We start from the raw sequence: 15,095 nt of genomic DNA, 5'->3' as shown, positions 1-15,095 counted from the left end.
GAAAGCGATTCAGCGCGGGATAGACCGGGATTGCCTGGCTTGAGTGCTTCAAGCCGGGAGCCTAAGGCTTTAGACTGAATGAAGCAAAGCCGGTTCGTGCCGGTTCAAGCCTGGAGCAGTCATTCTGGCCCGTTTGTTCGTCATTGTTGGAAGCCTGATCGTTCTTGTGCTGACGGCAGCGCTGGTCGGTCCGTATTTCATCGACTGGACGAATTACCGGGCGCAGTTCGAGGCAGAAGCGAGCAAGATCCTCGGTCGCCAGGTGACGGTGGAAGGGGATGCCAGCGCGCGGCTGCTGCCGTTCCCGTCGGTGACCTTTTCCGACGTGCATGTGGCCGGCACGAAGCCGGGCGAAACCGCCATGACGGCGGAAACATTCTCCATGGACGCCGAACTGGCGCCGCTGATGTCGGGCGAATTCCGCATCTTCGACATGCGACTGGTGCGTCCGCATCTGCGGGTGGCGGTTGATCAGGACGGGGCGATCGACTGGGCGGTGCGTCCGTCGACGCCGTTTGATCCGCATCAGATTTCGGTTGAAGCGCTGACCATCACCGATGGCCAGGTCGATCTCGTGCATGGGCCGAGCGGGCTCACCCACAGCATGACGGGCCTGAATGCAAGCCTTTCGGCACGCACGCTGGCGGGTCCGTGGCGCATGGATGGCACCATGAAGCTCGACGGGCTGCCATCGACGCTCGGTATCAGCACCGGCGCAGTGGATGAGACGGGGGGCATGCGGCTGCGGATTTCCGGCGGGCCGGATGCGTATCCGATCGCCGGGGAACTCGACGGCACGCTGAAGTTTGCCGATCGCAAACCGGATTATGCCGGCACGCTGCGGCTGACAGCGAGCAATGCGCTGCCTCCCAAGCCGCGCCAAGGTGAGCCGACAGTACCACCGCCACCGCCGGATTACCGTGTGTCGGGCGCCTTTGTTATGTCGAGCGAGCGGTTGGCGCTGAACGAAGCGCGGTTCGAGACCGGGCCGACCGAGAACCCTTATACGGCGGATGGTACGGCGGAGATTACCTTCGGACCCGAGCCGCGTTTTGTGATCCGCGCCCATGGTGCGCAGGTGCGGTTCGATGAGACGGTGGCAGGGGCGGACGGGCCAGGCGTGACGCTGGAACAGCGGCTGAACGCGCTGGAGCGCGTTGTCAACGCGCTGCCGCGTCCGACTATTCCTGGCACGGTTGAAGTCAACCTGCCGGCGGTGGTGGCGGGCGATACGACAATCCGCGACGTCCGGCTTTCGGCGCAGCCGGCGCGCCAAGGCTGGCAACTGGATACGTTCGCGGCGAGTTTGCCGGGCCGGACGCGGCTCGAGGGCAGTGGGCTGCTGCGCGCTGGCAATGATTTCGGCTTCAGCGGCAAGCTGCTTCTGGCGGTGTCGCAGCCGTCCGGCTTTGCGGCCTGGCTTTCGCGCGATGTCGACGAGGCGATCCGGGTGCTGCCGGCGGCAGGCTTCGACGCGACGGTGGAGATGAGCCGGGAGCGGCAGGAGCTGCGAGGGCTTGAGCTGCAGCTTGGCGATGCGCGGTTCAAGGGCGAGATCACGCGTGCGCAGCCGGCCGATGCGCGGCCTTCGATGAATGTGAAGCTCGACGGCGACGCGCTGGATGTCGAGGGGCTGGCCGCCTTTGCGTCGATCTTCGTGAGCGATCAGGGTCAGACGCGGTTGGCGGATCATGATCTCGACTTCCAGATCAAGGCCGGACCGGTGCGGGCCTCGGGGCTGGTTGCTGAAACACTCGACACCGCCCTGCGGCTGCGCGGCGAGCGGCTGGAAATCGATCGTCTGGCGATCGGTGGACTGGCGGGCACCAGCATCAGCGCCACCGGCAGCGTGGACAATTTGGGCAGCGTGCCTACGGGCGACATCGACGCTTCGCTGGTTGCGACGGATCTCGCGCCGCTGATCGGTCAGCTGGCGTCGCGTTATCCTGCGATTGCCGCGTTGCAGGCGCTGAACGACCGTGCGGTGGCTTATCCCGGACTGTTTGCCGACACGCAGATCGACGTCATCGCGAGTGCCGCCAGTGCCGGCGGTGCTGAGGCGCAACCGCGTGGCTTGGCGCTGAGCGCGCGCGGGAAGAGCGGCGGCACGAGCCTTCAGTTGACGGCAAGCACGGCGGATCTTTCCAAGCCGCTGCCCGAAATGCCGATGACGATCTCGCTTGATGCTGCCAATGATGATGGCGCCGCACTGCTGGCGCTGAGCGGGATCACCTCGCTGCCGCTGGGGCTGCTCGATCGCTCAGATGCCACGTTGTCGCTTGATGGTTCGCTGCAGAACGGCATGCGCACCTCTTTTGCCTTGCGTGGCGAGGACATTGATGCCGGTTTTGATGGATCCGTTTCGTTCAACGAGAACGAGCCAAAGGCACAGGGCGAGGCGCGGCTTTCGGCTGGCGATATCGAGCCATGGCTGATGACGACTGGGCTCGGTGTGCCCGGCATGGGGCTTGGCACGCCGGTGGGACTGGCAGGGTCGCTGACGCTGGAAGCCGGGAAGCTGTCATCGAGCGTCGAAGGATCGTGGAACCACGACGATGTCGACGGCACGGTAACGGCCGAGTTGCGGGACGCGCGCCCGCATATTGCCGGCAATCTGTCGGTTGGGCGGGTCGATCTTGCGGAAGCCGCGGCGATGCTGCTTGGGGCCGACAGTATCGCTGCCACGGCGGATCGCAGCTGGCCGCAAAAGCCGTTTGCGACGACGAGCACGCTGCCGTTGACGCTCGACATGCGTCTGGCGACCGGCCGGCTGGAAGCGGGTGCGGGCGTGTTGATCAGCGATGCCGCGATGAACCTGAAGCTCGATGATGAAGGCCTGCGAATCAGCGATCTTGCCGCCACCTATGCCGATGGCCGGTTGAGCGGGCTGGCCAGTCTGGAAAACAGCGCCGGCAGCGCGCTGTTTTCGGCGCAGCTTGCCTTGAACGATGCGGATCTTACCGCACTCACCGGCCAGGCCGCACTTGGCGGGCAAGGCGACTTTGGCGTGACAGTCAGCGGCAGCGGCAAGTCGGTTGATGGTGTGGTTGCGGCCTTGTCGGGCTCCGGAACGGCCAAGCTTCGCGATGTGACGATTGACGGGCTGAACCCCGATGCTCTGCCGGCTTTGATTGCGGAAGCCGACAAGATCGGCCGCACGGTGGATGACGAGGCTGTTCGGTCGTTCGCGCCTGTAATCATGAGCCAAGGGCGCACGCAGGCCGGCAATGCCGATGTCGCGTTCAGCTTGGCTAATGGCACACTACGCATGCCTTTGACCCAGTTTGCGGCGGGAGCATCGATGCTGGCGACCGAATTGGCCTTCGATGCCGCGAGTGACGTGCTGAACGGCCGGGCCACCGTGGCCTATCAGGCGGGCGATCATGCGCTTGGCGGTTCCGAGCCAACGGTGACGCTGGGCATCGGGGGGACGCTGGATACGCCCGAGGTCAACTATGACACGACCGCCCTCGCGCAATTCCTGACGCAGCGCGCGCTGGAGATCGAGCAGGCGCGAGTGGAGGCGATGCAGGCGCAGCTCATGGAGCAACAGCGTTTGCGACGCGAAGTCCGGTATTACACGGCGCTGCAAACGGCCCGCGAAGAAGCTGCTGCGGCTGAACGCGCCCGGCAGGAAGAAGAGCGGCGGCAGGCAGCGGAAGCCGCTCGACAGGAAGCCGAGCGGGCAGCGCAAGCGGCGGCCGAAGCGGCCCGGCGCGAAGCCGAGCGCGCGGCTCAAGCAGCACGAGCGCAGGAAGAACGCCGCACGCAGCCGGCGCCCGAACCCCAGACAACGGCTCCCACACCGCGCAACGATCCCCCGGCGCCTTTCCAGATGCCAGCCGAGATCCCAGAAACTCAGGGCCTTCAGCCTCTGCAACCACCATCAGCCCCAGGCGCTGGTGGAACGTTGCCGGGCGTGTTCGAGAACCTGCCGAATTAACGCGACACGCTGATATGTGCAGTCCGGTGGGCTGTGCGTTGCCTGCTTGATTTCGGCACTGCAATCCATATCATTGTCCTGTCTGAAACAGGTTAGGTCGGTGCGGTTGGCCCGGCCCCCGCGTGAGCGGGTCCTTCTGCCTTACGAGGCGGCCCAAGACCTTGAGTGTTCGCAGCAATGGTGCGCGAGCAAGAGAAGGACTTTGGCTATGCAACAACAGATTTCCGTCATCACGTTGGGTGTCCAGTCGATGACACGTTCGCGCGGCTTCTATGTCGGCGGGTTCGGTTGGGCGCCCGTGTTCGAGAATGATGAGATCATCTTCTACCAGATGAACGGCCTTATGCTCGGTACGTGGCAGAACCCGGGGCTGGACGGTGACATGCAGCGCGCTAGCCAGGCAGCGCCCAGCGCGATCGCTCTCGCGCATAATGTTCCTGAGCGGCACGACGTCGATCTTGTGATCGAGCAACTGGTGGCTGCGGGCGGAACCCTGCTTCGTAAAGGCGATGCGCCTCCGCATGGCGGCTTTCGGGGTTATGTCAGCGATCCAGATGGTCACGCTTGGGAGATCGCGTGGAACCCAGCATGGATGATCGATGAGAGCGGGCGGGTGACATTCGGTGTTTGAGGAAGAAGCGCTTTAGGCTTTCAAGCGGCTGAGTGCTGACGCGATCTTGCTTTTACCTTCTCGCGAGTGGGACCGCGTCAGCCGTTTTCCGTCGATGGCCACCTCGTCCACCATTTGCGCGTGAACGATTAGGCCAGAGGCAAATGCGGTTGAAGCGGCGGGCGTTTCGTGGCTTGGCTGCTTGATGATCCAACGACCCGCATCACCCGCCGGTTCTTTTGAAGAAACCGAGATCACGCTGATCGACGCGGAAGCCGACAGTGCGCCCGCGCCGCTTGCTACGCCTGCGCGCTCAACCGCTGCACGCTTTTTGCTGGGCCTGAGCCTGGTTCTGATTGCCGCCAACCTGCGGCCGGTGTTTTCCAGCCTGTCTTCGATCCTGCCCGAAGTGGTGCAAGGGGCCGGGCTATCCACGACCAGCGCCAGCGTTCTGACCACGCTGCCAGTTGTTTGTCTCGGCCTCTTTGCGCCGATAGCGCCGCGACTGGCGCAGCGGCTGGGGGCAGAGCGGGTTCTATTGGCGGTTCTGCTTGTTCTGGCTTTGGGGACAGGCCTGCGGGGCTTGGGCTGGGTGCCGATCCTGTTCTTCGGCACGGTTCTGTCCGGTGCCGCGATCGCCGTTGGCAACGTGCTTTTGCCCGGCCTGGTGAAACGCGACTTTCCCGATCGCGCGGCCATGATGACGGGGCTTTATACGATGGCGCTTTGTGCCGGCGCCGCCGCTGCCGCCGGCATAACTGTTCCGGTGGAAACCGCGTTCGGAAGCTGGCAGCTCGCTTTAGCGGTATGGGCGCTGCCCGCTCTAGCGGTCGCCTGTATATGGGCACCGCAAACCCTCCGTCTCAACGCGGCGCATGCGCATAAACAGCACCGGGTAGAAGGGCTTTGGCGCGACCCACTAGCTTGGCAGGTGACCTTCTTCATGGGCCTGCAATCGGCCTTCGCCTATATCGTGTTCGGCTGGCTTTCGCCGATCCTGCGCGAGCGCGGCTTGGATGCGGCGACGGCCGGGCTGGTGGTCTCGACCGACGTGATGGTGCAGGTTGCGGCTTGTCTGGTCATCCCGTCGATCGCCGTGCGCTGCCGCGATCAGCGCCTTATCAATACCGTTCTGATCAGCTGCGCCATGCTGGCGCTGCTCGGCTTCATCTTCGCGCCCCTGTGGTCGATCTGGATCCTGGCAGTGGTGCAGGGGATCGGGCAGGGCGGACTGATCGCGGTGGCGATGACGATGATCGTGCTGCGCTCGCCCGATGCGCGTGTCGCGGCTTATCTGTCGGGCATGGCGCAGGGCGGGGGATATGTAATCGCCTCGCTCGGGCCGCTGCTTGTTGGTCTGATCCATAGCTGGACCGGCAGCTTCGTTGCCTGCGCATGGCTGCTGCTCTTGATCGGCGGCGGTGCGATTACGGCCGGGCTGGGCGCCGGGCGGGCCAAGCATGTTCAGGTCAATCAGTATGATCTTTGATGGCGTCGTACGGCAATCGGCCGGGATGCGCTAAACCTGCTCGACCTGCGCCTTAAGATCGGCCAGCACGAACAGGCGAATTGCCGAGGACAGGTTGGTGGCGGGATCGCGGGCGGCGTCGATTTCGGCAATCAAGGCGCTCATGCTGGTAGCGCGCTTGGCTGCGATGCGCTCCAGTTCGGTGTGGAAGGCGGTTTCGAGCGAAAAGCTGGTGCGATGGCCGCCGATCGTGACCGAGCGCTTGAGGACGCCGCTCATCGAAGCCGTCAGGGCTCGCGGCGGTGATTGTCGAGCTGCGTTTCAGCGCGTTCGGCAGCCTTGGCTTCCGCCTGCTTTTCGGCCTTGGTGCGGCCGAAGCGGGCGCGGTTCTCGTCAGCCTTGCGGGCATCCTCCGCACGATCGCGCTGTTTGCGGACGGTGCGGAGATTGACGATGTCGCCCATGACGGCGCTTACTTCTTGCGGAAGGCGTCGAGGGATACGACATCTGCGCCGGCCTTTGGCGCTTCGTCTTCCGACTTGTCTTCGGTCGGTTCGCTTGGCGCGGGCTCCTGGGCCTTCTTGGTCTTTTCGGCCTTGGGTGCCTTTGCCGGAAGAGGCTTCGGCTCCGCGGGCGCATTGTTGTCGACGGCCTTCAGCATCGGCGTGGGCTCAACGGGAGCGGCGGCCGGTTCAACCGGCTTGACGTCGAACTCCAGCTCGAAATTGACCGACGGATCATAGAAGCCGCGCACGGCTGCGAATGGGATTTCAAGCTTTTCTGGTACGTCGGAAAAGGACAAGCCGACCTCGAAGCCGGTATCGGTAACCTTGAGGTCCCAATATTGGAACTGCACCACGATGGTCATCTGCTCAGGGTAACGTTCCTTCAGGCGCGACGAAATCCGCACGCCGGGCGCGCCCGTCAGAAAGGTGATGAAGAAGTGGTGGTTGCCCGGCAAACCGGTGCGCGCGACCTCGATCAGCACTTTGCGCATGACGCCGCGCAGTGCTTCCTGGGCCAGGATATCGTAGCGAATGTGGTCTTCGGCCATGGAGCCAGGCAGGTCCGGTTGAATCGTTGGCGTAGCTTTAGAGAAGCTTGGCTTCCTCGTAAACTCACAACGATATGGCGCGGCCTTGAAGCTGGGGAAGGTGCGGCTTCACGAAAGATGGATAGAGACAAAAAGGGGAAGTGGAGGTTTCTGTTGCCAGGTACCTCCGAACCCCGCCTAGAAGTGCGAACCCCTAGGGCTTGATTTGAAGCTATCGCACCGCATTAAGCGGCGAGACGTGCTTCCGCATAGTTGTCGTTTGCAACTACAGTTGTAGCCCGATAACGGTGGTACAATGCCGGGAAAAAGTCCGCTCTTTACACCCTCGTCGATCCTATTTCGCCCCCAGCACCAGCCGCTCAAAGGAGCGGTTCGTGGTGGAGGCGCCGGGTACCGCCCCCGGGTCCGAATGGCTTATTTCAACGGCCGTTTATTTCCATAGTCAGTCAAGCTGACAGGGTCTGATATAGGTTAGTTATCCGGCGCTGCAAAGGTGCTTAGCGGGACGATTTTGGAAACTTGATCCGAGTGGCCAGGAGCAGGATAACGACGGCGAGCCAGATCCACCCTTCGGTGCGGATCACCTTCATCTGCCAGAGATAATGCACCACGCCGAGCAGTACGGCGGGATAGACCAGCCAGTGCAGACGTCGCCAGTTGGCGCCGAGCTTGCGGATCGACGCCTTGTTCGAAGTGACCGCGAGCGGGATCAGCAGGATGAAGGCGCTGATGCCGAAGATCAGATAGGGGCGGCGGAACAGGTCGTTGGCGGCCTGGCTCAGAAGAAGCCCCATGTCGAACACCGCCCAGGCCATGAGATGCAGCACGACATAGATGAAGGCGAGCAGGCCGATCGCGCGGCGATAGCGCAGGAAGTTGAGGCCGACGAACTTTCGCAGCGGCGTGATGACGAGGCCGCCAATAAGGAACCACAGCGCGATCTTGCCCAGACGATGCTCGATCTCCTTGACGGGGTCGACGCCGAGATCATTGCTGACGACGAGCCAGACTAGCCAGGCAAGCGGGAGAAAGCCCGCCAGCCAGACGGCCCAGTTCGGGACGCGCTTCAGCCAGGTATCGAGGCGGGCGATCAATAGTTTTTCGCCAGATCGAGACCGCTGTAAAGGCTGGCCACTTCGTCGCCATAGCCGTTGAACTTCAGCGTTTCCTTGCGGCTGGCAAAGAAGCCGCCGCCGATCGTGCGTTCGGTCGCCTGGCTCCAGCGCGGGTGGTTCACTTCGGGGTTCACATTGGCAAAGAAGCCATATTCGCTGGGCTGCAGCTGCTGCCACGTCGTTGGCGGCTGTTCGGCGACGAGGCTGATCTTGACGATGCTCTTGATCGACTTGAAGCCGTATTTCCATGGCACGACGAGGCGCAAGGGCGCGCCGTTCTGCTTGGGCAGGTTCTCGCCGTAAAGGCCGGTCGCCATGATGGTGAGCGGGTTCATCGCTTCATCCAGGCGCAGGCCTTCCACATAGGGCCAATTGATGCCGCCTGCGCGCTGGCCGGGCATTTCTTCGGGGCGATGAAGGGTCTGGAACGCGACGTATTTGGCCGAGGGCTGCACGCCGAAACGGTTGAGCAGGCCGGCGAGCTCGAAGCCGATCCAGGGGATCACCATCGACCAGGCTTCCACGCAGCGGAAGCGGTAGATGCGCTCCTCGAGTGGGCGGTCCTTCATGATGTCGGCGAGATCATAGGTGCCGGGACGATCCACCAGGCCGTCTACCTGAACGGACCAAGGATCGATCTTCAGCTGGCCGGCGTTGGCGGCGGGATCGGTCTTGTCCCAGCCGAACTCATAGAAGTTGTTGTAGTTGGTGATCTCTTCCAGCGTGTTCGGCTTGGCGTCGGTGGAAAAACGGCTCGGCTGCGCGGCGATTTTTGCGAGTGCGGGCGAGGCCAAAGCGGTTGCGCCCATGCCGGCAATCAGGGCGCGACGGTTCAGCCAAAGCGGCCTCGGCGTCACATCCGACCAGTTCATCTTGGTACGGTTCGCCATCGCAGTTCTCCTGTTGATCCGAATGGGGCTCAGCGCAATCCTGCATGCAGATGGTGCGGAACCGACGCTTTAGAAACGGTTCGCTAATGAACAAAGTTTCCCAACCCTCTTCACATAGTGCTGACGAGGCGACTTCGTTGCTGGAGTCCCTCCCGAAAGGGTTGAGAATCGTGTAAGGGCATAGGCCATGCTCAACAGATTGCCTGCGGCCTTCACCGCGCCGGAACAGCAGTATCTCGACCTGATGGCCCGTGTTTTCGAACGCGGCGACGAGCGGCTGGACCGCACTGGCGTCGGTACGCGCTCGCTGTTTGGCGAAACCTTGCGCTTCGACCTGTCGAACGGGCAGGTGCCGATCCTGACCACCAAGAAGGTGTTCTGGAAAACGGCGGTCAAGGAAATGCTGTGGTTCCTGACCGGCCGCACCGATCTGCGCTCGCTGTTGCAGGAGAATGTGCGGATCTGGAGCGATTGGCCGCTGGCGAAGTATCGTGAAGCTAGCGGCGAGGCGATCAGCCAGAAGGATTTCGAAGACCGCATCCTTTCCGACGATGACTTCTCGGCGCGCTGGGGCGAGCTTGGGCCGATCTATGGCAAGCAATGGCGGCGCTGGCAGGGGCCGGACGGCCGCGTGCATGACCAGATCGCGACGCTGGTGGAGACGCTGAAAACCAATCCGGCAAGCCGCCGCATGCTGTTTCATGCCTGGAACGTGGCGGAACTCGGTGAGATGGCGCTGCCGCCCTGCCACATGGTGTATCAGTTCTTCGTTTCGAAGGGCCGGCTGTCCTGCATGATGATGCAGCGTTCGGTCGATCTTCTGCTTGGCGCGCCGTTCAATTGGGTGGGCACGGTGGCACTGATGCTGATGCTGGCGGATCAGGCCGATCTCGAACTTGGCGACTTCGTGTGGGTCGGCGGTGACGTGCATCTCTACCTCAACCATTTCGAGGCCGCGCAGGAACAGATGTCGCGCGAGCCACGGCCGATGCCGACCATGCGGCTGGCCCGTAAGGCTGCCAGCATCGACGATTACCGCATCGAGGATTTCGTCGTGGATGGCTACGATCCGCATCCGGCGATCGCGGCCGAGGTAGCCGTTTGAAAACAAGCTGCTAAGGTGCTCGTCAAGCAGGGGGAGACGGGCATGGATGTGACGCTTGTGGTGGCAGTCGCTGAGAATGGCGTGGTGGGCCGCGACGGGCAACTGCCCTGGCGCTTGTCGAGCGATCTGAAGCGCTTCAAGGCCGACACGATGGGCAAGCCTGTCGTGATGGGCCGGCTGACGTATGAGAGCATCGGCAAGCCCTTGCCCGGACGGCTCAACATCGTCGTCACGCACAATCGCGATTATCATCCCGAAGGCGTCGAAATCGCGCACTCGCTGGCGGATGCGCTGTCTCTGGCGCGCACACGGTCCAAAGCCCTGCCGGAAGCCGATGAAATCTGCGTGATTGGCGGTGGGCAGCTTTTCGAGCAGGCCATGGGGATCGCGGACCGATTGCGGGTCACGCATGTACTGGCCGATGTGGATGGCGATGTGACCTTCCCGCCCATTGATCCGCAACGCTTTGTTGAAACCACCAGCCTCGAAGTGCCGGCTGGAGAAAAGGACCAGTATCCCACCCGTTGTGTGGTTTACGAGCGCCGCCGCGCATCGCCCTAAGGGCGGTCCAGCGCCTTCACGCGCTTAACCTTCTTCCAAGTGGTTGTTCGGTCGCGTTGAAAGCGTGGCTGTGGGTGCCTATAGAGATGGCAAGGGTGTGGTGGAGCGATAATTCCCCGCAAGCACGGCGTGTTTCGAAAGGACTTGAATGCCCTGGAATAATCAGAGCAACGGCGGCGGCGGGCCGTGGGGTGGCGGCAGCAACAATGGCGGTAGCGGCGGCGGTGACGGCGGCAACGGGCCTTGGGGGCAAAAGCCCAACCGTCCAAGCGGACCCCAGGGTACGCCGCCCGACCTCGAAGACATCATCCGGCGCGGCCAGGATCGTCTGCGTCGCGCGCTGCCGGGTGGCGGTGGCGGCAATAATGGCGGCGGGGTAGGCACCGGTCTCGGCGGCAGCCCGGCGCTTTACGGCTTGATCGCCATCGTTCTTCTTGGTTTCTGGGCCATCCAGTCCATCTACACGGTGCAGCCTGACGAGGTTGCGGTCGAGCTGCGCTTCGGCAAACCCAAGGCCGAGCTTTCCGAGCCGGGCCTGCATTTCCATTGGTGGCCGGTGGAAACGGTCGAGATCGCCAACATCGCGGAAAAGCTGGTCAATATCGGCGAAGCGCGCGGCGGGCAGAACACGTCGGGTCTGATGCTTTCGGGCGACCAGAACATCGTCGATGTCCGGTTCTCCGTGGCTTATCAGGTGTCCGATCCGATCGCTTACCTGTTCAAGGTGGCCGATCCCGAGGAAATGGTACGCCAGGTTGCCGAAAGCGCGATGCGCGAGGCCGTTGGCCGCCGTCCGGCACAAGACATTTTCCGCGACGATCGCCAAGGCATCGCCGAGGCTGTTCGTGGCATCATCCAGGGTACGCTCGACCAGTATCAGGCGGGCATCAATGTGAATGCGATTTCGATCGAGGACGCAGCACCGCCGCGCGAAGTGGCCGATGCGTTCGACGAAGTGCAGCGCGCTGAACAGGACGAAGACCGCTTCGTGGAAGAATCCAACCAGTATTCCAACCAGAAGCTCGGCCAGGCGCGTGGCCAGGCAGCGCAGCTTCGCGAAGAAGCCGCGGCCTACAAGAACCGCGTCGTGCAGGAGGCTCAGGGTGAGGCACAGCGCTTCGTGTCGGTTTACGACCAGTATGCGCTGGCGCCGGAAGTGACCCGTCAGCGCCTGTTCCTGGAAACCATGGAGCGTGTGCTGCGCAACTCCAATAAGGTGATCGTGGAGCCGAGCGCGAGCGGCAACGGATCGGGCGTTGTGCCTTATCTGCCGCTGCCTCAGCTGCAAAACCGCCCGGCCGCGGAGGATACGTCGCAACCGGTCTACAATCATAGCCAGGCAACCGGCCAGACCACGGGAGGGTCGAACTGATGACGAATCGTCTTCCCGCAGTCCTCATCATCGTCGCGGTTCTCGCCCTGCTGCTTTATTCCTCGATCTTCGTGGTGAATGAGCGTCAGCAGGCCATCGTTCTGCGCTTCGGCGAAATAGTGGACGTGAAAACCGAGCCCGGTATCTACTTCAAAGCGCCTTTCGGCTTTCTGGATGCCGACAATGTGCAGCTCGTGGACGACCGCGTCATGCGCTTCGACCTCGACAATATTCGCGTGCAGGTTTCGGGCGGCAAGTTCTACGAGGTCGATGCCTTCGTTGCCTATCGCATCGAAAATGCTCGGACCTTCCGCTCCGCCGTTTCGGGTAGCGTACAGCTGGCCGAACAGCGTCTGCGCACCCGTTTCGACGCTGCCTTGCGTCGGGTCTATGGTTTGCGTGGCTTTGAAGCCGCACTGTCCGAAGAGCGCGGTGACATGATGAAGGAAGTGGCCGATCAGCTGCGTCCCGACGCAACCTCACTCGGCCTGCAGATCACGGATGTCCGCATCCGCCGTACGGATCTGACGCAGGAAGTGTCGCAGCAGACCTATGAGCGCATGAAGGCCGAACGTCTGGCCGAGGCTGAGCGCCTGCGTGCGCGCGGTCGTGAAGCGGCTCAGCGGATCCGGGCTCGTGCCGATCGTGAGGTCGTCGAGATCACGGCCGAAGCGCAGAAGGAATCCGAGATCCTGCGCGGTGAAGGCGAGGGCGAACGCTCCAAGATCTTTGCCGACGCCTTCAGCCGCGATCCGCAGTTCTTCGAGTTCTATCGCTCGATGTCGGCTTACGACCAGGCGCTGAACGGCCAGGGCACGACCATGCTCCTGTCTCCGGATTCGGACTTCTTCCGCTTCTTCCAGAACCCGATGGGGGCCGGTTCGGCATCGCCTGCTCCTGCTCGTCCGACGGCATCCGGTCCGGCTGCGCAGGCAACTCCAGCCCCTTTGGCGCCGGCGGCTCCTGCTCCGGCAGCGCCTGCGCCCGCCGCCCAGTAATCGTTCTCGCAAGTGAACGATTTTCTGGACGCGATCGGCCTCGTTCTGGTGATCGAAGGCCTGATCTATTGCGGCTTTCCGTTTTTCGCGCGCCGCCTCGCCGAGGAGGTGCGCGGAACATCCGATGGTGTGTTGCGGATCGGCGGGTTGGTCGCCATGATCGCCGGCGTGGTGCTGATCTGGGTCATCCGGGGCTAGCGCCTTTCACACAGGATTTATGTGGTGAGCGAGAATTGAGGGTCGCAAACGCGCCTCATTTCTCGCAATCATGCACCCATTGCTTCGCTCGGGATTCTCACGATCCCTAGCGCTGGATCCAGGACCATCGGTGATCGGAGAAGTGTCATGACGTCAACCGGGGTACGGACCAGCCTCCGCCTTCTGACAGCCGTGGCGCTCGTCGCCACGAGTGGCTTGTCTCCAGCCTTTGCTCAGCTTAGCGCACCATCCGTGCCGCCCGCTTCACAGCCCGCACCGGCGCCTGCTCCCGGGACACCTCAGGGGCAGCCGGCGCAGCCGACGCCGATCCAGGGACCGGCTTCCGTCGCCGATCTCGCCGACGATCTGCTTGGCGCGGTGGTGAACATTTCGACCTCCCAGCATGTGACGGGTACGGAGGGCCAGGGGCCTGTACCGATGCCGGAACTGCCGGAGGGATCTCCGTTTCAGGACTTCTTCGACGAGTTCTTTAAGAACCGCGAAGGCCAAAATCAGGGTCCGCGCGACGTGCAGTCGCTGGGCTCAGGCTTCGTGATCGATGCGCAGGAAGGCATCGTCGTCACCAACAACCACGTGATCGCCGATGCGGACGCGATCGAAGTGATCTTTGCCGATGGCGGCAAGCTCAAGGCTGAGCTCGTTGGACGCGACACCAAGACCGATCTTGCCGTGTTGAAGGTCGACGCCAAGGCGCGCAAGCTGACATCCGTGCAGTTCGGCAATTCCGATGAAATGCGGATCGGTGACTGGGTGATGGCGGTCGGCAACCCGTTCGGGCTGGGCGGCACGGTGACGGTAGGCATTATCTCGGCGCGCAACCGCGACATCAATTCAGGTCCCTATGACGACTTCATCCAGACCGATGCCGCGATCAATCGCGGCAATTCCGGTGGGCCGCTGTTCAACATGCGCGGCGAGGTCATCGGCATCAACACGGCGATCATCTCGCCGTCGGGTGGTTCGATCGGCATCGGCTTCTCCATTCCGGCGAAGATGGCGTCGGGTGTGGTGTCGCAGATCCGCGAATTTGGCGAAACGCGGCGCGGCTGGCTCGGCGTGCGCATCCAGCCGGTCACAGACGACATCGCCGAGAGCCTGAATATGGACCGCGCTCATGGCGCGCTGGTTGCCGGCGTCATCAAGGGTGGGCCGGTCGACAATGGCAGCATTCAGCCGGGCGACGTGGTGCTGAAGTTCGACGGCAAGGATGTGCGCGAAATGCGCGACCTGCCGCGCGTTGTGGCCGACAGCCCGGTCGGCAAGGCGGTGGACGTCGTGATCGTGCGCAAGGGCGTCGAGCAGACGGTTCAGGTGACGCTTGGCCGCCTCGAAGACAGCGAGGAGGCCGAGGTTGCAGAAGGCACGGATGCGCCGGAAGCAGCTGAGCCGGATGTGGTGGAAAATGCCACGACGCTCGGCATGACCATCGGCGAGCTGACCGACGAACAGCGTGAAACCTTTTCCATCGCCAAGGAAGTTTCGGGCGTTCTGATCTCGGAAGTGGCCGAGGGATCGGCCGCTGCGGAGAAGGGCATCGAGCCTGGCGAAGTGATCACCGAGATCGCACAGGAATCGGTGGCGTCGCCGAAGGACGTGCTCGACCGCGTGCAGGCGCTGAAGGAGCAGGGCCGCAAGAACGCGTTGCTGATGCTCGCTTCCAAAACGGGCGAGCTGCGATTCGTAACGCTGCGGATCGATTAGCGGATCCTTATGGAACCTGTGGTGCTGGTGATGGTTCTTTGTACGTTCACCAGCGAGGT

The 15,095-nt window shown here is 62.8% G+C and carries 14 protein-coding genes and 1 other RNA gene; 9 read left to right on the top strand and 6 right to left on the bottom strand.

Going from position 1 to position 15,095, the window contains the following annotated elements:
• Positions 1-133: 133 nt before the first annotated feature.
• The 3 genes from IE166_RS06600 to IE166_RS06590 all read left to right on the top strand — a co-directional run bounded on the left by IE166_RS06600 (position 134) and on the right by IE166_RS06590 (position 6,042).
• Positions 134-3,943 carry an AsmA family protein gene (locus IE166_RS06600; RefSeq protein ID WP_189502667.1) on the top strand — a complete coding sequence of 1,270 codons (3,810 nt, stop codon included), beginning with the start codon at positions 134-136 and terminating at the stop codon, positions 3,941-3,943.
• A gap of 208 nt (positions 3,944-4,151) precedes the next feature.
• The gene (locus IE166_RS06595; RefSeq protein ID WP_189502666.1) at positions 4,152-4,574 is read left to right on the top strand and encodes a VOC family protein; all 423 of its coding nucleotides are present in this window, start codon (positions 4,152-4,154) and stop codon (positions 4,572-4,574) included.
• 184 nt (positions 4,575-4,758) lie between these two features.
• Positions 4,759-6,042 (top strand): CynX/NimT family MFS transporter, encoded by a 1,284-nt coding sequence (locus IE166_RS06590; protein ID WP_189502665.1) that lies wholly within the window; start codon positions 4,759-4,761, stop codon positions 6,040-6,042.
• Positions 6,043-6,072: 30 nt separating this feature from the next.
• Here IE166_RS06590 and IE166_RS06585 read toward each other — a convergent pair whose 3' ends face one another.
• From IE166_RS06585 to msrP, 6 genes are all read right to left on the bottom strand, one after another.
• On the bottom strand, positions 6,073-6,300 hold the full coding sequence (locus IE166_RS06585) for a ribbon-helix-helix domain-containing protein (RefSeq protein ID WP_189502664.1): 228 nt from the start codon (positions 6,298-6,300) through the stop codon (positions 6,073-6,075).
• 8 nt (positions 6,301-6,308) lie between these two features.
• Entirely contained in the window at positions 6,309-6,485 is a 177-nt protein-coding gene (locus tag IE166_RS06580) for a DUF4169 family protein (protein WP_189502663.1), read from the bottom strand.
• Positions 6,486-6,493: 8 nt separating this feature from the next.
• Positions 6,494-7,075 (bottom strand): SspB family protein, encoded by a 582-nt coding sequence (locus tag IE166_RS06575; protein WP_189502662.1) that lies wholly within the window; start codon positions 7,073-7,075, stop codon positions 6,494-6,496.
• Between the two features lie 139 nt (positions 7,076-7,214).
• Positions 7,215-7,571, bottom strand: a transfer-messenger RNA (tmRNA) gene (gene ssrA / locus IE166_RS06570).
• 1 nt (position 7,572) lies between these two features.
• A complete protein-coding gene (gene msrQ / locus IE166_RS06565; RefSeq protein WP_189502661.1) occupies positions 7,573-8,169 on the bottom strand; it encodes a protein-methionine-sulfoxide reductase heme-binding subunit MsrQ in 597 nt (198 codons plus the stop codon).
• Complete coding sequence (msrP, locus tag IE166_RS06560; protein WP_189502660.1) at positions 8,166-9,080, bottom strand: protein-methionine-sulfoxide reductase catalytic subunit MsrP; 915 nt, start codon at positions 9,078-9,080, stop codon at positions 8,166-8,168. The genes msrQ and msrP overlap by 4 nt, the downstream gene beginning before the upstream one ends.
• Positions 9,081-9,267: 187 nt before the next feature.
• Here msrP and IE166_RS06555 point away from each other — a divergent pair, with 187 nt between their 5' ends.
• The 6 genes from IE166_RS06555 to IE166_RS06530 all read left to right on the top strand — a co-directional run bounded on the left by IE166_RS06555 (position 9,268) and on the right by IE166_RS06530 (position 15,036).
• Positions 9,268-10,185 carry a thymidylate synthase gene (locus IE166_RS06555; protein WP_189502659.1) on the top strand — a complete coding sequence of 306 codons (918 nt, stop codon included), beginning with the start codon at positions 9,268-9,270 and terminating at the stop codon, positions 10,183-10,185.
• A 42-nt stretch (positions 10,186-10,227) separates the two neighbouring features.
• Positions 10,228-10,746 carry a dihydrofolate reductase gene (locus IE166_RS06550; RefSeq protein WP_189502658.1) on the top strand — a complete coding sequence of 173 codons (519 nt, stop codon included), beginning with the start codon at positions 10,228-10,230 and terminating at the stop codon, positions 10,744-10,746.
• 148 nt (positions 10,747-10,894) lie between these two features.
• Entirely contained in the window at positions 10,895-12,118 is a 1,224-nt protein-coding gene (gene hflK / locus IE166_RS06545; RefSeq protein WP_189502657.1) for an FtsH protease activity modulator HflK, read from the top strand.
• Positions 12,118-13,116 carry a protease modulator HflC gene (gene hflC, locus IE166_RS06540; RefSeq protein WP_189502656.1) on the top strand — a complete coding sequence of 333 codons (999 nt, stop codon included), beginning with the start codon at positions 12,118-12,120 and terminating at the stop codon, positions 13,114-13,116. Before hflK ends, hflC begins: the two co-directional genes overlap by 1 nt.
• A gap of 12 nt (positions 13,117-13,128) precedes the next feature.
• On the top strand, positions 13,129-13,314 hold the full coding sequence (locus IE166_RS06535; protein WP_189502655.1) for a DUF2065 domain-containing protein: 186 nt from the start codon (positions 13,129-13,131) through the stop codon (positions 13,312-13,314).
• Positions 13,315-13,461: 147 nt separating this feature from the next.
• Positions 13,462-15,036: a DegQ family serine endoprotease gene (locus IE166_RS06530; RefSeq protein ID WP_189502654.1), complete on the top strand. Its 1,575-nt coding sequence runs from the start codon at positions 13,462-13,464 to the stop codon at positions 15,034-15,036.
• Positions 15,037-15,095 lie beyond the last annotated feature (59 nt).

Source organism: Tianweitania populi, from assembly GCF_014652875.1.
GTDB lineage: Bacteria > Pseudomonadota > Alphaproteobacteria > Rhizobiales > Rhizobiaceae > Tianweitania > Tianweitania populi.
This window is presented reverse-complemented; position numbering and strand designations above follow the sequence as displayed.

Bases quoted from the DNA above. Each gene is read 5' to 3' on its own strand.
- IE166_RS06595 (WP_189502666.1), top strand. From the start codon at position 4,152: ATGCAACAACAGATTTCCGTCATCACGTTGGGTGTCCAGTCGATGACA.
- IE166_RS06590 (WP_189502665.1), top strand. From the start codon at position 4,759: ATGATCCAACGACCCGCATCACCCGCCGGTTCTTTTGAAGAAACCGAG.
- IE166_RS06585 (WP_189502664.1), bottom strand. From the start codon at position 6,300: ATGAGCGGCGTCCTCAAGCGCTCGGTCACGATCGGCGGCCATCGCACC.
- IE166_RS06580 (WP_189502663.1), bottom strand. From the start codon at position 6,485: ATGGGCGACATCGTCAATCTCCGCACCGTCCGCAAACAGCGCGATCGT.
- IE166_RS06575 (WP_189502662.1), bottom strand. From the start codon at position 7,075: ATGGCCGAAGACCACATTCGCTACGATATCCTGGCCCAGGAAGCACTG.
- msrP (WP_189502660.1), bottom strand. From the start codon at position 9,080: ATGGCGAACCGTACCAAGATGAACTGGTCGGATGTGACGCCGAGGCCG.
- IE166_RS06555 (WP_189502659.1), top strand. From the start codon at position 9,268: ATGCTCAACAGATTGCCTGCGGCCTTCACCGCGCCGGAACAGCAGTAT.
- IE166_RS06550 (WP_189502658.1), top strand. From the start codon at position 10,228: ATGGATGTGACGCTTGTGGTGGCAGTCGCTGAGAATGGCGTGGTGGGC.
- hflK (WP_189502657.1), top strand. From the start codon at position 10,895: ATGCCCTGGAATAATCAGAGCAACGGCGGCGGCGGGCCGTGGGGTGGC.
- hflC (WP_189502656.1), top strand. From the start codon at position 12,118: ATGACGAATCGTCTTCCCGCAGTCCTCATCATCGTCGCGGTTCTCGCC.
- IE166_RS06530 (WP_189502654.1), top strand. From the start codon at position 13,462: ATGACGTCAACCGGGGTACGGACCAGCCTCCGCCTTCTGACAGCCGTG.